The sequence below is a fragment of the Flammeovirga sp. SubArs3 genome (genome assembly GCF_947387565.1).
GTDB lineage: Bacteria > Bacteroidota > Bacteroidia > Cytophagales > Flammeovirgaceae > Flammeovirga > Flammeovirga agarivorans.
The window spans coordinates 95,271-113,989 of record NZ_CANDOA010000005.1 but is presented as its reverse complement, the minus strand read 5'-3'; the positions used below and the strand labels follow the sequence as shown (position 1 = coordinate 113,989).

12 protein-coding genes are annotated in these 18,719 nt (G+C 34.7%); 8 read left to right on the top strand and 4 right to left on the bottom strand.

Features of this window, described 5'->3' with window-relative positions; all coding sequences use genetic code 11:
• Together QL232_RS15645 and QL232_RS15640 are read right to left on the bottom strand one after the other, a co-directional pair.
• A complete protein-coding gene (locus QL232_RS15645; RefSeq protein ID WP_281614794.1) occupies nucleotides 1-2,223 on the bottom strand; it encodes a glycoside hydrolase family 3 N-terminal domain-containing protein in 2,223 nt (740 codons plus the stop codon).
• A 2-nt stretch (nucleotides 2,224-2,225) separates the two neighbouring features.
• The gene (locus QL232_RS15640) at nucleotides 2,226-3,110 is read right to left on the bottom strand and encodes a family 16 glycosylhydrolase (RefSeq protein WP_281614793.1); all 885 of its coding nucleotides are present in this window, start codon (nucleotides 3,108-3,110) and stop codon (nucleotides 2,226-2,228) included.
• Nucleotides 3,111-3,359: 249 nt separating this feature from the next.
• On the opposite strand from QL232_RS15640, the gene QL232_RS15635 reads away from it, so the two are divergent.
• The 7 genes from QL232_RS15635 (at nucleotide 3,360) to QL232_RS15605 (ending at nucleotide 15,850) form a co-directional block, all read left to right on the top strand.
• Entirely contained in the window at nucleotides 3,360-6,251 is a 2,892-nt protein-coding gene (locus QL232_RS15635) for a carbohydrate-binding protein (RefSeq protein ID WP_281614792.1), read from the top strand.
• A 391-nt stretch (nucleotides 6,252-6,642) separates the two neighbouring features.
• A complete protein-coding gene (locus QL232_RS15630) occupies nucleotides 6,643-8,910 on the top strand; it encodes a TonB-dependent receptor (protein WP_281614791.1) in 2,268 nt (755 codons plus the stop codon).
• A 12-nt stretch (nucleotides 8,911-8,922) separates the two neighbouring features.
• Nucleotides 8,923-9,999 (top strand): HmuY family protein, encoded by a 1,077-nt coding sequence (locus QL232_RS15625; RefSeq protein WP_281614790.1) that lies wholly within the window; start codon nucleotides 8,923-8,925, stop codon nucleotides 9,997-9,999.
• Between the two features lie 96 nt (nucleotides 10,000-10,095).
• On the top strand, nucleotides 10,096-14,286 hold the full coding sequence (locus tag QL232_RS15620) for a cobaltochelatase subunit CobN (RefSeq protein ID WP_281614789.1): 4,191 nt from the start codon (nucleotides 10,096-10,098) through the stop codon (nucleotides 14,284-14,286).
• Between the two features lie 2 nt (nucleotides 14,287-14,288).
• Nucleotides 14,289-14,954, top strand: a complete 666-nt coding sequence (locus QL232_RS15615; RefSeq protein ID WP_281614788.1) for a hypothetical protein — start codon at nucleotides 14,289-14,291, stop codon at nucleotides 14,952-14,954.
• Nucleotides 14,938-15,543 (top strand): MotA/TolQ/ExbB proton channel family protein, encoded by a 606-nt coding sequence (locus QL232_RS15610; protein ID WP_281614787.1) that lies wholly within the window; start codon nucleotides 14,938-14,940, stop codon nucleotides 15,541-15,543. Before QL232_RS15615 ends, QL232_RS15610 begins: the two co-directional genes overlap by 17 nt.
• A complete protein-coding gene (locus tag QL232_RS15605) occupies nucleotides 15,512-15,850 on the top strand; it encodes a DUF2149 domain-containing protein (RefSeq protein ID WP_168884053.1) in 339 nt (112 codons plus the stop codon). The genes QL232_RS15610 and QL232_RS15605 overlap by 32 nt, the downstream gene beginning before the upstream one ends.
• Nucleotides 15,851-15,902: 52 nt before the next feature.
• Here the strand turns inward: QL232_RS15605 and QL232_RS15600 are convergent, their stop codons facing one another.
• Together QL232_RS15600 and QL232_RS15595 are read right to left on the bottom strand one after the other, a co-directional pair.
• Nucleotides 15,903-16,496 (bottom strand): hypothetical protein, encoded by a 594-nt coding sequence (locus tag QL232_RS15600; RefSeq protein ID WP_281614786.1) that lies wholly within the window; start codon nucleotides 16,494-16,496, stop codon nucleotides 15,903-15,905.
• Nucleotides 16,490-17,110, bottom strand: coding sequence for a sigma-70 family RNA polymerase sigma factor (locus QL232_RS15595; RefSeq protein WP_281614785.1), 621 nt, complete (start codon nucleotides 17,108-17,110; stop codon nucleotides 16,490-16,492). Before QL232_RS15595 ends, QL232_RS15600 begins: the two co-directional genes overlap by 7 nt.
• A gap of 284 nt (nucleotides 17,111-17,394) precedes the next feature.
• Between QL232_RS15595 and QL232_RS15590 the strand changes: the two genes are divergently transcribed.
• The gene (locus tag QL232_RS15590; RefSeq protein WP_281614784.1) at nucleotides 17,395-18,711 is read left to right on the top strand and encodes an iron-containing redox enzyme family protein; all 1,317 of its coding nucleotides are present in this window, start codon (nucleotides 17,395-17,397) and stop codon (nucleotides 18,709-18,711) included.
• The last annotated feature ends 8 nt before the right edge of the window (nucleotides 18,712-18,719 follow it).

Below are 18,719 nucleotides of genomic sequence, written 5' to 3'. Positions count from 1 at the left end.
TTAGTTTATTAGCGTTTCTGAAAAGAATATATTCTTTAGTGGTAATTTTATCTCCTCACCTTTGAGCTCTATTAAGCTAGAAAATTTTATGTCTGTAGAGGATGCCCCAATTAAAAACTCATAGGTTCCCGGTTCAATGACCTGACTCATCTCTTGATTATAAAAAGCAAATTGTTCGGGTGATACTTGGAAAGTAACTCTTTTAGATTCTCCCTTTTTTAAGGCCACTCTTGTAAATCCTTGCAATGATAATGTAGGCCTTGGCATAGATAAACCTTTAGGAGAAATGTATAATTGCGGAATCTCAACCCCATCTCTCTGGCCTGTATTTGTGATGTTGCAACTTACAGTGATCCATTTAGACGATGTCTTATTCTGATCTGAAATTTCAAACTCATCATAAGAAAAAGTAGTATATGATAACCCATGACCAAATGGATACAATGGTTTTTTGTTTTTATACCTCTGACCATACCAAATTGGACATTGTTCGTTTGTTCTAGGCACCGTAACCGTCATTTTAGCTGAAGGATTTACTTTACCTGTTAGTATATCAGCAACTGCATTTCCACCTTCTTCTCCTGGATACCAAGCTTGAATGATCGCTGAACAACCTTTTTCCACTGCTGTAAGAACATGAGGCCTTCCTCCAAAAATGATTAACACTACTGGTTTCCCTGTTTTAATCAAGTCTTTGACAAATTGCTCCTGCTCCCCTGCCAATCGAATATCATTTCTACTTCTACTTTCACCACATAAGTACCTGTTCTCTCCCATCGCAGCAATAATGATATCACTCTCTTCAGCATAACGGATCGCTTTTTTATAATCTGTCACATGATCTTGGTGCAACTCTACTACATTTTTTTCTCTCTCGTCACCAATCACACTTTTTGCTTTTTTTGATGGGTCTTTACGCTTTACCATCCAATCGCAACCTCTTTCATATAGGATTTCTACTTCTTGTCCTATCGCTTTTTGCAATCCATCGTATAATGTGATCAACTCAGGATTATGTCGGTCAATCGGCTGTTTATCCCAATATAGTTTTAGTGATTGATAAGTATAATCACCCAATAAAGATTCTACAGAAGCCGCATTTGGGCCAACTAATGCCACCTTTTTAAGGTCATTTTTTAAAGGCAAAATTCCGTTGTTTTTTAGTAATACGATCGACTGAGTTGCTGCAATATAAGCTCTATTTCTAAAGGACTTACTGTCCAAAGCTATTGTATCGTTGATTACCAAAGGTCCATCCAATAAGCCTAAACGACCTTTCAATGTTAGAATACGGCGTACAGAAGTATTGACCTCCTCCATCGTAATCAAGTTCTTTTCTAAAGCTTCCGGAATAAGCTGGTAACAATCTCCAAAAGGTAATTCTAAATCAACCCCATTCTTTAAAGCAATAACCAATGCATCTAGTTTATTTTTCGCATAATTATAAGAGGTAAAGATCTGTTTTACCGCAAAATAATCTGAGACGACAATACCGTCATACCCCCAATTTTCTCTCAAAATATCCTTTAGAAGGAAAGAAGAGGCGTGTGCAGGAATATTTTTATAGGCATGGTAGCCAGGCATTAGTGATTGCGTATTACCCAAACGTACTGCCACTTCATGTGGCATTAATATTTCTTCTAAAAATTCGTAATCGTTTTGGTTCTTTCCACCATAACCCGCAAAATGTTTGGTAGTTGTCGCTACACCTTTGCTTAGATCATCCGTTTGCATTCCCTTTATAAAAGCCAAACCCATTCTAGCTGTAAGATACTCTGATTCCCCAAAACTTTCTTCCATTCTACCCCATTTGGCATTTCTACTTACATCCAACATTGGAGAAAGTGCCAAAGTTGTTCCTAATGATCTCATCATTCTTGAGGTATATCCTGTATTCGTTTTCAATAACTCAGGGTTCCAAGAACAAGAGATTCCTATTTGTTGAGGTAAGGTGGTTGCTCCTTTTATATTATAGCCAGAAATAGCTTCTCCGTGTTTTAATAAAGGTGTTGATGACTCTCCAACCAAAGTTTTTACTTTAGTAGACAAAGACATCGTATCTAACATGTCTTCTACTTTTTCTCTTATTTCATGTTCTCGCTCAGAAGTTAACCCTAATGTCGCTTTCTGATTGAGTGTACTCTTTTTGGTAAGGTCCGACTTATTGCTACAACTCAATAATTGACACAAGACAAGAAGAAGGAATAGTTTTTTAAATTGCATTTTTACTTGGCTTTAGAAGTGGACTTACTTTCCCAAACTCTGAAATACTTTACATGAAATTCACCATCAAGTCGATTATCGTCAGGAATAGCCCCAAACCATTTGTTCGATTCATTATTGAAGTTTACTTCTAAAGGTTGATGCCAATGAGTGTTTTTTGCTTCTCTAAATAATACTCCATCAATATAGAATCGGATGTATTCATCTGTCCATTCTAAACCCCAAACATGATAGTCGTCTTGAAGCTCTAATGGAATGTAAAATTTCTTTGTTCTCGAAAAATGCTCTTTCACATTTCCTTGATCTTCCGGTGCCTTAAATACATGTATGTTAGAGTTCAGATCATTTCTATTGTATGATAACCCCGGTGCATTCTCACATATATCAATTTCTGTCCACCAATCTTTGCTTACATTAGTCATCCAAAAACCTGACACCCAAGGGGCATTCATCAATTTCATTTCAGCTTCAAAATAGCCATATAAGAACTTATTTTTACTTTTGATAAAACCTGATGTATGAGTGTATCCTTCCGGTAATTTTTCATCGCCATGTTTATTAACTCTAAACACTGCCTCTCCATTTTCGATAGAAACGTTTGACCCATGAAAATAAGTGGGCTGTCTTCCTTTCCATTTTGGATTATTGGGGTACCATCTTTTTTCGTTGATCTTATCTTTATCAAACTCGTCAGAAAACTTCTTTAGTAACTTCCACTCCCCCGAGTTGCCTTGATCGGACAATGGAAGTTTATCAGAACTTCTATTTACAGACATTGCGATGTCTACTGTATCCACATAATTTTTGGGAGGAATCGTTAGGTTTTGCGCTGAAACAGCATAAGTCAGATTTAATAAAATAACGAATTGAAGAATGTATGTTTTCATTTATAAAATCAGTTTAGAGTTGCTACTTATTATTGTTTGAGAAGAAATTTATGGATCCTTAAAGTTTTTTCCCTTAATAATTCAGTCCTATATAGGGGGTATTTGATTTGTACCTTCGATCTAACCCCTATTTTATTCCTCTAAAAAATTCACCCCACTTATTTCAACATTTTTTTTCTAATGAGAACGCTCTTCAAAAACTAGATTGATTTTCGAATTATTACTTAACCAACTACATATTAAATACTTATGAATAATATTTATTATCTCAGACCAGCACACTACACTTCAATTTTTCTAACGCTTCTCTTCACCTTGCTACTTCAAGAAGCCGATGGACAGAACACTGTAAGTATAAATCACAAGATCCAGCGGTATGTTGGAGGAACCTCTTCACTGGACCGAACGAAGTTTTTCAACCTCCATTCGAATTGGTCGGATGCAGAACTCGATCAATTCTACAGTGACTATAATGTCTCTCCAAGTAGAGGTTTCTGGGGCCCTTTCTCCTATTCAAAAAGCAAAGGAAATCCTGTTGGAAGTTATCCACAAGGGCAACCGGGTAACAATAATACTAAACCTGTTAATCGCTTTGTTGCAACAGAACACCCTGGTAATATTTTTAAGGACGGATTAGATGCCAATGCAGCAGCCAACTGGGTCGTTGAATATTATAAAGATATCGTGGCAGACTCAGATCGACCGATGTTTTTTGAACCCATGAACGAACCATTTGTTCATGCTAAAGATTTTTATTCAGGAGGATGGAATCTTGCAGAAGAAGATCGTATTAAACGACAAATGGCTGAAGTGTTTGCGGCTATTGGTAAAAAAGTACATGAGACATCAGCACTTAGTAACATGAAAGTGATTGGTTATTCTGCAGCTTGGCCTTCTTTAGAAATTCAAGATTTTTCACACTGGAATGAAAACATGAAAATGTTTATGGATGTTGCAGGGGCTGATATGGATGGTTTTTCTACTCATTTATACGACGGTGTCAATGTAACAGGACAAAATAATAAAAGATCAGGAAGTAATAGTGAAGCTATTCTTGATTTAATTGAAACCTATAGTTATGCTAAGTGGGGTACTGTAAAACCTCATGCGATTACCGAATACGGAGCAATTGCTTCAGGTTATGGAGACAGTTATACTGATATTGAAAGTATTCAAACTGTTAGAGGAATCAACCACATGTTGTTCAACTTATTAGATAGAGAGAATAAGATTGATATTTCTATTCCTTTTATTACTGATAAGTCTACATGGCATTTAACAGCAGCTAACAATTATCAACCATATGGAGCCGCTTTATTTATTCCTACAAATTTAGGTCAACCTACAGTAGCAGGTTGGAAGTATTCTCCTAAGATTCACTTCTATGAACTATGGAAAAATGTTAGTGGACAAAGAATACAAGTAAATACTAGCAATCCAGATATTCAGGCACAAGGTTTTGTCAATGGAAAAAACCTTTATATCGCACTTAACAACTTGGACGATAACACACAAAGTGTTGCTTTAAATTTTATAGAAGGGCTAGGTGGTTTACAGTCTATCACAAAAAAGGCTTTAAGAATATATGACAATTCTACCCCACAAATGAGTATCACCAATTTAGGTAGTTCTCCAAGTTCTGTTGATCTAATCTCGGGAGAGACAGTTGTATTTGAATATCAGTTTACTAACACTATTCAATTTGATAATGTTGTAAGAGACAAAAAATACTATACGAGTAAGCACTTACAATATATTAATGCTAATACTGCTATTGACTTCTCTTTTAATGGAATTACTACTGGTACTGGATACGCTTCCTTACACCTTGGTATTGGACGTAAACATAATAAATCGAAGAAACCTGTAGTTAAAATTAATAATACTACGATCTCTGTACCTGATAATTGGAAAGGATATGACCAGGCAAATAGAGATGACTTTTTTGGTGTGATTGAGATACCTGTAAATATGAGCTTACTGCAAGCAAATAATACCATTTCGGTCACTTTCCCAGATAATGGTGGACATATCAGTTCTGTAATTTTAGAAGTGAGTAAATATGATCAAGACATCGTTGAAAATGAATCCATTTCAGTGGTGAACCCTCCTTCTAGCATTATGAGTGATACGAAAGTAGATGTACAACTATCTTATACTGCGAACACTACTAGAGATATTGTGACAGAGTTCTGGTCTTCAACAAGTTGGTTAGGACAAAAAGTACAAACTGTTAATGTAGGAAGTGGTATCACTACATTATCTATTGATCTTGGCACTGCACCTGCTGTGGGTAGCGGATATGTGATCAAAGCGAGTATCAGACCTGTAAGCTCAAATTGGACTCAGAATATTGATACAGATCAAATTAATAATATTAGTGTTACTCCGATGGTTGTACAAGCACCTTATGGTGGAACACCTCATGCTATTCCAGGAAGAGTAGAAGCAGAAGATTATGATACAGGAGGAGAAGGTGTGGCCTTTCATGATATCACTCCTGCCAATCAAGGAGGTTTATACAGAAGTGATGCTGTAGATATTGAAAGCTGTTCTGACCAAGGTGGCGGATTTAATATTGGTTGGATGGATGCTACCGAATGGTTAGAATATACTGTCAATGTCTCAACTACAAACGATTACGACTTCTTCCCTAGGGTTGCTAGTACTTCTGATAACGCCTCTATTAAAGTTAGTGTTGATGGTACAGATGTAACAGGAAATCTATCGGTTCCAAATACAGGTGGATGGCAAACATTCCAAACCATGCACCTTAGAAATATTAATCTAAGTAGTGGTCAACATGTTATTCGATTTACAGTTGTAGGCAGTGGTTTTAACTTAAATAGTTGGGCAGCTTGGGCCTCTTCTACTTCGAATTCGCGACAAATTAGTACTGAAGAAATTAGTGAAATATCCATTTATCCAAATCCGGTATATGACGGAAAAGTATCTATAAAAATGCCACTAAACAATCATACTACATTTGAGTTACTTAATATTCATGGGCAATTACTCCAATCAGACTCTTTTGAAGGAGATAATTATACGTTGCTTCTTGATCATTTAGTTAGAGGCACATACATCTTACGTATTACCACTCCCACTGAACAGACAGTTAAAAAAATTGTTATTCAATAAAACATAAGATCAACCAAGTATAAAAGTCACTTTTTATCATCTAAGATAAGAAGTGACTTTTTTATTAATCAATGACTATCAACAATTTAATCTCAAATTCTCAGTCAAAGTAAATTGTTATAAATATTTATTAAAAAACTTTTTGCGACACTATTGCAAAAACTAAAACGATACACTTATATTTGCTCTCGATTATTAAGTACAACTATCTTTTTATATTATCCTTAAGTAATTTTCAAATCATGTCATGTGTAATGAGCTAGAACTTAACAATCATAGCAATTAATTAGTACCAACAAAAAAATTTACATTAATAATGCGACGCTGTCGCATGTATAAAATGAAATCTAATTCAATACAAAAATTAGTATTACAATTTATTATTATACAAATGCTTTTTATTTCATATAGTAATTATTGTTATTCACAGTCAAAAATCAAATCAATACAAATAATTGATCAACATAATCAACCACTAGTTGGGGTTAATATTGTTGAGCTAAAAAGTAATAAATTAATTGGTATTACAGATAGTAACGGTACTGTTACTAATTCAGTGGATACTAAAACCAATATCTATATTCATTATTTAGGTTTCGAAGATCTCTACTTTACCATCAAACCTAATGAAGGATATCAATTCCAAATGCATGAAACTGTGGATGAGTTGGATGAAGTTGTTGTCACTGGCGGTTTCACCCCTACCACTGCATCCGCTTCATTATTTCAGGTAAAGCGTATTGGAGTTGCTGAAATCGAAGCTAGAGGTGCTGTAAATATGAGCGATCTCCTTGAGCAACAACAAAATATTAAGATCATCCATGATAATGTATTAGGAAGCAGAATTATACTTAACGGCTTATCTGGAGTTAATGTAAAAATGCTTATTGATGGTCTTCCTTTAGTCAACGGTAGTGGTGATGATTTTGATCTTAATCAATTGAATTTAAATGATATAGAAAGAATTGAAATGGTGGAAGGTCCATTATCTGTTCAATACGGAAGTAATGCACTAGCGGGTACTATCAATATGATTTCTAAGAAACCTGAAACTGATGAGCCTTGGAAAGGAGGTATCAATACCTACGCTGAGACCGTTGGTTCGTTCAATGCAGATTTTAATGTTAGAAAAGGTTGGGAAAATACATCACTAGCTGTTAGTGGTGGAAGAAATCAGTTCCTAGGGTATGATTTAGATTCAGAAAAAAGAGGAAAGTTCTGGAGACCAAAAGAACAATACTATGGAAATGTTCGATTAAAACAGCAGATTAAGGATGTATCTATTGCTGGTTTCTATCAACAATTTTATGAGCAAGCAGAAGGATTGGGAGAGCCTCAACTTGGATTGAACTCTAAAATCCAAAAGGTAAGTCATATGGCAAGAGACAATGAATTTACTACACATCGTATTAATGGAGGGATTAATATTGAAGCTGCGTTAAGCGATAGAAGTCAAATCCAAGTCATGAATGGCATTTCTTATTATGAACAACAGACCCAGAAATTTGTTAGGGACCTTGATTATAATATGGAATGGTTAAGTGAAAACGAATCGGATCATGATACCACTTCTTTCTTTACTGCCACATCTAGAGGTAGTTATATTTTGTCTGATATTGGTAATTATAACTCCACTTGGGTCGTCGGATACGAAGCGAATATCAATAAGGCATCAGGAGGAAGAGTGAATGAAGAAGAGGCCAATGGCTATGATGAATATTCATTATATACGGCTTATAAATGGCAAATATCGGAAGATTGGGCTTTTCAATCTGCCTTTAGATATACCTATAATACCTACTTTAAAAATGGCACTGTACAGTTTTTAGGAATGGATGTACCTGTTGTTCCTTCATTCAATTTGTTATACAAACCCTCTGAAAATTGGCAATATAGATTTAGCTATGGCAAAGGGTATAGGGCTCCTTCTATGCGAGAGATGTTTTATCTAATGCAGGATCAAAACCATTACATAGTAGGTAACCCCGATTTGTCTCCAGAAGTAGGTGATAATTTCAATTTTCAAACAACTTATGCTCAAAATTATCATGAGTTGAAATGGTCAATTAATACCAATCTATTCTATAATAATATTACGAATAAAATAGAAATGGTAGAGATGGATAGGTCTTTATTACCTCCAGATGTACCTGAGAATACACCTGTAGTGAGAACATATGAAAATATAGAAAACTTTGTGTCTACAGGCTTTTCAGTCAATCTTTCCACAGAATACAAATCAAGGTTTACCTTCGATCCCGGATTTAGTTTCCTTGCCAGATCTGGTTCTGAAGCTTCAGATCAATTTTTTAATAGTTATGAAATCACATTAAGAAGTAGCTACCTCATTAGAAAATGGGATACAAGGGTCAACTTATTTTACAAATACAACAGCCCATATGCTGAGTTTGCAAAAAATGCTGATGGCACTGTGGGTACTCAAACTTTAGAGTCCTATAATTTATTGGACATCACATTAACTAAACCCTTCTTTAACCAGAAGTTGTTGGCGACTGTGGGTGCTAAAAATTTATTGAATGTGACCACTGTAAATATCTATGGTGATGGTTCAAAAGGAATCTTATCAAGAATAGGAACAGGTGAAAGACCTATTAACTACGGTACGACATTATTTCTAAAACTGGGATATCAATTTTAATTTAAATCAAAGATGAAATCATTAAAACAAACTTTCTTTATTGGGATGTTAGTGTCCTCTATGTTCTCATGTAACCAAGAGAACGACAATACAACTACTCCTGAAGATGATGATGTGGAAAGAGACATTGTAACAGCAGAGTTAACCAACCAACTTTCAAATCAGGTATTTGTTGATCTTAATGCGGGTACTACAACTACCGTTGAAGTAAATGCTTGGGAATTAGCTTTTGATCAGGATGGTGTTATTAAATCAAACACAGGGAAAAAAGTAGCTCTTGCTTTTCCTGTAGAATCTGATTTTGAAGCCATCAACGAAGAAAGTGCTACAGGTTTACAGTTTTTATATGATGATGAAACAGGAGACCTTTCATCTACAGCATGGAACGGTAACGATTTTGAATTGAATACACCATATATCCTTGACTTAGGTATCAATGGTCTTGGTAAAGCATTAGGTTTTAAGAAGTTTATCATTTCTGAAAATTCATCTTCTCAAGCAGTCCTTAAATATGCAGACTTAAATGGTGATAATGAACAAACTATTACTGTAGAAAAAACAGCTGGCTTTGTTTATTTCTCGATGATTGATAACACTATCAATGACATTGAGCCAGCTAATTGGGACTTAGTTGTCACTCCTGTTACAGTAAGAACAGGTGCTCCTTGTTTTACAATGGGTGATGCTGCTATCCCTGGTGTAAACTGTGATATTATGAGATTATCTGCTTCTGTAATCATCAACCAAAATGGTAATGTAACAGGTGCTATTAGCTCAAACTACCCAGATCTAAAACCTAATGATGACCCTGCAGAGCAAATTAACCTTCTTACTATCGAAGACAGTAACTTCGAAGAAGTTGATGCCAATAATGTTGCTGATCATGAATTCACAACGCAAGGTGATGTCATTGGTAAAGAGTGGTTTCATATCCAAAAGCCACATAGCAGTGGAGTTTACAAAGTGTACAGTCATATTACTTTCTTAGTAAATGATGAAGAAGGTAACCACTACAAATTAAGATTCCTTACTTACTCAAAAGATGGTCAGAATGGCTATCCAACTTTTGAATATCAGTTGATAAAATAATTAGAGTGTAGTAATAAATTCAGTTCCTAACTCCTTGGGCTTCGGTTCAAGGAGTTTCTTTACAAACAACTTCTGCAGGTTAATACTGTCATTTTCATGAACAAGAAAAAAATCTTACAGTTTAGTGGTATTTTTATTATCACTGTACTAGCATTTTTGTATTACAGGTTCCAAGTAAGTAGTACTCAAATTGCTTTTATCGACTTTTCTGAATTTCAGCTATCCAAGATTAATAAAGTAAATGATAGCGATTGGATTAAGATCAATACACTTTCCAAAAAAGATATAGATGATGCATCCAGCTATGATGTGATTTATATTTTTGGACGTGGTTTATCACTTTCTGCAGATGAACAAATGGCCTTAATGAAAGCCGGTCATATGGGAACAAAAGTTTATGTTTATGCCTCTAACAATGATGACTATAATATTCTAAGTAATATAGACTCCGTTTCATCAATAGCTATCAATGAATATTTAGATAATGGTGGTGAAGAAAATTATCATCAGATGCTCAATTATTCGAGAGTGAATATTGATAAAAAAGCATGGTTTAAACCTGAGGTAGAAGCACCTGTGATCATCCCTGAAGATGCTTATTTAAGCATGGGAACGACAAAAGCTTTTACGTCATTAAATCAGGTCATTGCTACTCAAAAAGAAGAGCAAAAATACAACGATGCTCAACCTACAGTTGCCCTATTAACCAGTGTTCCTGGCCCTTTTAATGCTAACCCAGAACATATTTTTGAGCTTCAAAACGCCTTATTTGAAAAAGGCCTAAATGTTATTACAATCACTGCACATAGAAAAAGAATCTCTATGTTAAAGGAGGTGAACCCAGACCTTGTAGTGTATCTACCACATGGGCGTTTAGCCGGTCATACCAGAGAAGATGTGAGCCAATGGTTAAAAGAGCAAAATATCCCTGTGCTTTCACCTTTAAGTATATTTCAAAAGAAAGAAGAATGGGAAAACTCTCAGAAAGGGATGTCTGGAGGCATGTTAAGTATGAGTGTTGTTTTACCAGAATTAGACGGTGCTGTTGCCCCATATGCTTTTGCAGTGGAAATGAAAGACGAATCGGGTTTCTTAAAATTCAAAGGAATTCCTGAGAGAATAGAACGCTTAGCCGATATGTGTAAAAACTATATCGACCTAAAACAAAAACCAAAAAAAGAACAAAAGATTGCAATCTACTACTTTAAAGGACCTGGTATGAATGCCATGGTTGCTGCTAATTTAGAAGTAGAACAATCATTATACAACACCCTATTAATGCTAAAAAAGCAAGGGTTTAAAGTAGAAAACTTACCAAAAAATGAGGCTGAGTTTCACCAAATGATTCAAAAGAATGGATTGGTATTAGGGCCTTATGCTAAAGGTAAATTTGATGACTTTATTGAAAATGCGGACCCTGCATTAGTAGATACTACAAAGTATCATCAATGGGTGAATAAAGATTTAACGTCAACGGCTTACAATGAAGTAGTTAAGAAATTTGGAGAAGCTCCCGGAGACTATCTTTCTGTAAGAGAGAAAGAGAATACCTACATTGCTGTATCAAGATTAGATTTTGGTAATGTTGTTTTACTACCACAACCTATGCCTGGCCTAGGTGATGATAGTTTTAAATTAGTACATGGAGCAAAGGCTACTCCTCCCCACCCATATATTGCTTCTTACTTATGGACCAAAAATCAATTTGAGGCCGATGCGATTATTCATTTTGGTACACATGGTAGCCTAGAATTTACACCTGGAAAACAAGTTGGTTTATCTTCTAACGATTGGAGTGATGCCATGATTGGAAGTACACCGCATTTTTACATTTATACGGTCAGTAATATCGGAGAAGGCATCATTGCTAAAAGAAGAAGTTATGCTACAACGGTTACTCACCTTACAGCTCCATTTACTGAAGGTGAAGTTTACAATGAGCTAAAAGTTCTAGAGGAAAAATTAGATAAGTACTATAGTGTTGAAAATATTAATCTCAAAGAGAAATATAAAAAGTCAGTCGTTGAGATAGCACAAAAAATGAAACTTGACGAGGACTTAGGTCTAAATTTTAAAGATCAGGTGACAGATAGTACACTTTTCCGTATATCACAGTATGTAGAAGAAATTGCTAATTCAAAAGTGGCCAATGGCCTTTACAGTTTAGGAAGACCTTTCACAGCAAAGCAATTGAATGAAACTTCTCTTTTAATGTCTTTAGATCCTATCGCTTATAGTCTTGCTCAATTGGATGTATCAGATGGAATTGCTCAACAAAAAGACATAGACAACGCTCGATATTTTGATAAAAACTATAGACAGCCAACCAAAAAAGAACTTCATCAACTCTTATCCAATAGGATATCAGTAGAAAAAGCACAAGCGAAATTTATCAATCAGAAAAGAACGGATAAGCTTCTGGCTTGGGAGGCCAAACAAAGCCATGCAAAACATTCTCATACTGCCAAGAAAAAGAAAAAAGTAGATGGGAAAAGTGGTGCATCACAAGTGAAAAAGAAACTTGATATTCCTAAAAAAGAACTCCTAAAGAAAAGAGCTGTTGAACAAAAGAAAAGTACTCAATTACGTAAGGAAATGCTTTATGTGCAGAACATTCAGAATGTATTAAATGGTTTAAACTCTTTAGTTCTATCAAAAGAAAACCTAAAGAAAAGTACCTCCTTGGAGCAATTGGCTTTAGTAAATGGTATAAAGGGTGGACATATTCAACCAACTTCTGGCGGAGACCCTATCTCCAATCCAAATGGAGTACCTACTGGTAGAAATTTATACTCTATCGACGCGGAAGCAACACCTACCAAAGAATCTTGGGAGATAGGAAAGTCATTGGGACAAAAACTATTAGATCAACATTTCCAAAAAAATGGTGAATATCCAAAGAAAGTGAGTTTCACTCTTTGGGCTGGAAGTTTTATAGAAACCGAAGGAGCTACCTTAGCTGAAATTTTCTATTTACTGGGTATCGAACCTGTAAGAGGACCTTTTGGGAAAGTTATGGATGTGCAATTGATTCCGTCTGAAGAATTAAAGCGTCCGAGAGTAGATGTTGTTGTACAAACTGCTGGGCAATTTAGAGACTTAGCAGCTTCAAGAATGTTCTTGATCAATAAAGCTGTTCGATTGGCTTCAAATGCTGATGATATCGTGACCAACTTTGTGAAGGAAGGTGTTGCAGATGCTGAGAAGTTTTTAAAAGAGAAGGGAATGTCTCCTCAAAAAGCACAGCAATTTGCATCTGAACGTGTATTTGGTGGTGTCAATGGCATCTATGGTACCAACATTATGGGATTAGTAGAAAAGGGTGACCGATGGGAAACAGAAGAAGATATTGCCACAACCTATATTAATAACATGGGTGCAGTGTATGGAGAAGAAAACTGGGGAGAGTTTGCAGAAGGCATTTTTGAAGCAGCTCTTCAAAATACAGATGTTGTCGTACAGCCTCGCCAAAGTAATACATGGGGTGGATTAAGCTTAGACCATGTTTATGAATTTATGGGTGGATTAAGTATGGCTGTAAGACACACTACCGGAAAGGACCCAGATGCTTATTTTAATGATTACAGAAATGCCAATAATGTAAAGATTCAAGGGGTTAAAGAAGCATTAATGGTTGAAGCTCGTTCTACTCTATTAAATCCGAAATATCTAAAGGGAATGATGAAAGAAGGAGCTACCAGTGCAGAAAATATGGCAGAAACCATCCGCAATACCTATGGATGGAATGTGATGAAACCCAATGAAATTGACAACCATCTTTGGGATGATTTAATGGACGTACTTGTAGAAGATAAATACAAACTAAATACTCAAAAATTCTTTGAAAGAGAGAATCCATATGCTCTTGAAGAGGTTACTGCCATTATGCTTGAAACCATTAGAAAAGGATATTGGGAAGCTTCAAAAGAACAGATAGAAAAGCTTGTTGAAGTTCATCAAGAAATGATCAAAAAGCATAATGCAGGATGTAGTGAATTTGTTTGTGACAATAGTAAATTAAAGGATTTCATTGTTTCTAACTCCACAGATAAAACACTAAATGAAAACTATTTAGAAAATCTGAAAAATGTTCGAGAAGGAAGCCATGAAAAACTAAAAAGTGAGGAAAAGAAACAAATACAACTAGAAAAAGAAGTTATACAAAAGGATACAAAGCAAGACGTCTCAACAATTGATGAAGCATTCAGTACTTCTGAATTAGGAATTGCCTTAGCTGTTATCGCTTTATTAATGATGATTATTGGTGTGTATTACAAAACTAAGTAGATATGGAACCTATTATATTCCTTATTCTTTCTATCAATTTAGTTTTGATGTTTTTGGATCGATGGCAGTCACAGTGGCTGCCGTTGATCATACGTTATCTTATTATTGGCGGAACAACTTTGCTATTTTTCAATACTTTAATAAGCCAAAGTAAAAACTATTGGTTAAATGAATTATTGGAAGAAAAATGGATCACCACCTTTTTGATCATTCAATTAGTAGAAATAGTACTTGGGATCACTATTAAACGTTTTGAGCAAAATAGTTTCGTTAGTAAAGGCAAAGAAATTCTTGCTTTTGTTCCGAAGGCCACATCCGTAATTACAGTATTAATTGTGGAAATCGTCGTCTTTGATAAAGTACATGGTTGGAGTTTCAAAACTGTAGGATTTATCTATGCTGTTGTGCTGATATTGATTGGTATTGGTGTCTTTTTCTCCCTCAGAAACCAGAAGTTATTACTTCAACTTAGACCAATTACCATTATCGTTTTCACCATTTTACAATTACTTTTCACCTTTACATTATTCAACCCACAAGAGCTTCATGAGCAAGAAAATAACCCTTTTGAGATTCAGTCATCACTAGTCATTATAGGGTTATTCTTCATTGTTGTTTTCATAGGATATTTAATATCAAGATTAAGAAATCATGGATTACGTAAATAAAATTTTATTTTGGATTTCATCTGGTTTGATGTTTCCAACCGTCATTGCCTTAATCGCAATGTTTATCGTTTCTCTAATTAAATTGGGAGAAAATTATCATGCTTTTTTACAACGTCTAAAGCAAAAAAAAGAGGTAAAACCCTATTTGCAGGAATTGAAGCAAAACCTCAATGCTCCTCAATTTAAGAACCCTTCAAAATTGGGTGATGTGATCCTTGAAATCTTCTCTTTTCAAGATTCCTTGGTACGAAGAGAACGAGTAGTTGCTGAATTTGAAGCCCAAGGTCGTAAAACTTTAGGTGTTTTAAAGAATTTAGCCAAACTCGGTCCTGTCATTGGGTTAATGGGTACTTTAATTCCAATGGGTCCTGCCCTAGTTGGCCTTTCTTCTGGAGATATTTCTTCTATGGCTAATAATATGCAAATGGCTTTTGCTACTACAGTAGTAGGGCTTATCATTGGAGGTATTGGTTTTGTACTTCAGAATGTACAACAAAAATGGCTAGCGGAAGATTACGCTACATTGGTTTTTATTATTGATTTAATGGAAGAAGAAAATGAGAAGAAGAAACAATCCATTCTTAAATAATGAGGATGATATCGATCCAGTATCTACCGTAGCGAACCTTTTTGATGTAGCGATGGTATTTGCGGTAGCACTGATGGTTGCCCTTGTATCCCGTTTTAATATGCAAGAGATTTTTTCGGATGAAGATTTCACTATTGTAAAAAATCCTGGTACGGAAGAAATGGAAATCATCACCAAGAAGGGGAAAGAAATTTCTAAATATGCACCATCTAAAAATCAAGACAAGAAAACGAATGGCGACAAAGGCAAAAAGATAGGCACTGCTTATCAGCTAGAGTCCGGAGAAGTCATTTATATTGAAGACTAATAAATAAGCGTCAAGAATTTAATTTTCAATAATTCTTGACGCTTTTATACTTCTATTCCTGTAATGTCGAAATTAAAGTATTGACTTTCTCTAACCTTGGAACAACCACCTTTCTAGAAGACCTTAAGTTTAAATAGTGTATTACTATACCTACCACCAAAGAGCCAATCCCAATAATTGCAAGGGTATCCAATGCTTCAGGGTCTTCTTGATAAATACCCAACAGCCCTAACCAAGTAAAGAGCACAAACGGTAAAACGTACCAGGTTAAAATATTTTCTCTAAACTTCTTTTGCTCCTCTAAATACGCTTTCGTCTGTTGAAGGTAGTCCAGATACTTCAAGTTAAATTGATCCGGTACTTTGGCTTTTGACCTTCTAATCACCAACAAAATAAATACTGCCCAAAGAGCGATCAACCCAAAAGCTACTTTTGTAAGGATGTAGGGGGCAACAAAAGCATAGAATGTAAACATTGGAATAGCGATAAATGATCCTAATGCTTCTCGAATATATAAGATTTTCATCTGCTTATTAAAGTCATCCACTTTGGCCTGAACTTCTATCAGCAATCGTGATTTATCAAACTTAATTTGTTCTTCTTTAGATGAAGATTTCCAAATTCTACTTAACTCGTTTTCTAGCATGACTTTTCTTGGATACAGTGTAATAATTTCTTTTTAATTCGTTTGATCTTAACAGCAACATGGTTCTCAGAAATACCAGTAATTTCTGCAATCTGCTTGTATGGGAGTTCCTCTAAGAAGAGAGTAATGACGGCCTTATCAGCTTCGTTCATTACTTTAATACAACTCCTCAGATATGCTAACATAGGATCTTCATCTTTATCCGATGACTTCTCATATTGAGATAGATGAACACTGTCCATATTGATAAATTGCTTTTTTTTCTTGGACAGTTTTGTTTGTGTATTGATACACACATTTAATGTTACCCGATACATCCATGTGCTAATTGCACTGTTGCCTTTAAAAGACTTCATCGACTTCCAGATATTAATTAAAACCTCCTGGAACAAGTCTTTCTTTTCTTCATGATCATTGACATACGCAGAGCATACCCGAAGAAGTTTTTCTTTGTTTTCTTCCAATCCCCGCATAAAAAACTTCTCAAGATCAGAACCAACATCCTGCAAGTTCTTGTGATTGGCTTCAACATTCATAGTAGTAATATTAGTCATGAGCTTACTTTTAAATGACAATGAATTCATTGTCGTTCCTTGAATTGTTTTTGCTTTCACTTGTATTAGTCAAGAGTAGAGCTCAATTATGACAGTAGGATATTTATTTTTTGAAAATTTATTGAAAGATAAAAAAAGGATGGGTATTTCATTTCGTCAAATGGGGAAGATGAAAATGATTTTATACCTTAAATCAAACAGCTGAAACACACTTATTGACTATACATACTTTCGTTAATTTAAATTATTATAAAATTAACATTGGTATTTGTATACAATCACAGAATTATTGCATACATTTAGAGTGTTAATTACTTACTCAATGCAAACTACTATTAGTACTTATGTACTCCAACTATTGTATCAAGCTACTCAAAGACTTTCAATCTTTTAAATCGTTCTATACTTTAAAAGCTAATGTTTATTCTAAATCATTTCATCAAGGATACAACTACCTTGAATGTGATTATAATGCCCTACTATTAGGTCTATTTCATCATAATAGATTAGTTGGCGGGATAAAAATTAACCTCTACAATACTGATTTAAAAAATTCTCAAGTTTATCCAATAATTGAATGTTTAAGGTCTTATATCAGAAGTAATGGAATTCCTAAAGAGGATACTTTTTTTATGGATAAATGTGTTAATAATGAAGAACTAAGAAATTTTCTTCACTCTAATAAAAAACCATTTAGTGAATTTAATTCTTTCTTTAAGGTTGAACCAACAGTACCGAGCAAGTTATTAATGATACTAGTTCACAATGCCATAATATTAAGTTACCAATTAAAACTAGATCGATCTTATGTTCTCGTCAACTCTATACTTATTAAAAAGTATATCCGAGAATTTAATGTTAAAATTTTCCTTCAGAATCTATCTTTTACAAAAAGTACATATGCTGTTATAGGTTTAAGTTTGGATAATTTAGGAGCTAAAACCATAGACCTATCCAACACCCTATTAATAAGTAATTTAATTATTCCAATACAAACTAAATTTCAATCTATTATGAGTAAAATTGAAGAAACACTTAAGTTGCAAATAAGCTATTTGTCTCAAAAATACAAAGCTTACCCTTGGACTGACCCTAACTTCTACGCTCTTTACCTTCATCAAGTTTATGATTACTCAAAGTTATCAACGAAACTTTTAGCATACGCTGCTACTAGAACACCCGAAAAAAGAAGAAACTTTTTTATCGAAATCATGCATCACATCAAAGAAGAAAGTGGTCATGAGATTTTAGCTCAAAATGATTTGATGAACTTAAAAGTTGATCATGAATCGTTGAAAACAGTCCACGCTACCAAATCAATGTATGAAGCTCAATTTGGTAAGATATTTTTATACGGTGATCATATTATGATGGGGTATCTGATAGCTTTAGAATACTTGGCTATTACAATTGGTAGTGAATTATATGATTTACTACACAATGTATACGATGATAACGCACTAAGTTTCTTAAGAGTGCATGTCCAAGAAGATGAAGACCATGTTGAAAAAGGGCTTGAATCTCTAAAAATCTTTAATGATGAAGAATTAGAGGACATTGCAGATAATATTAAACAGTCATTATATGCTTATTTATTGATGATAGATGAGTGTCATCAACTGTATTTAGCTAATAAAGAAGAGGTAAAGAATACTCTTTAATATTAGAA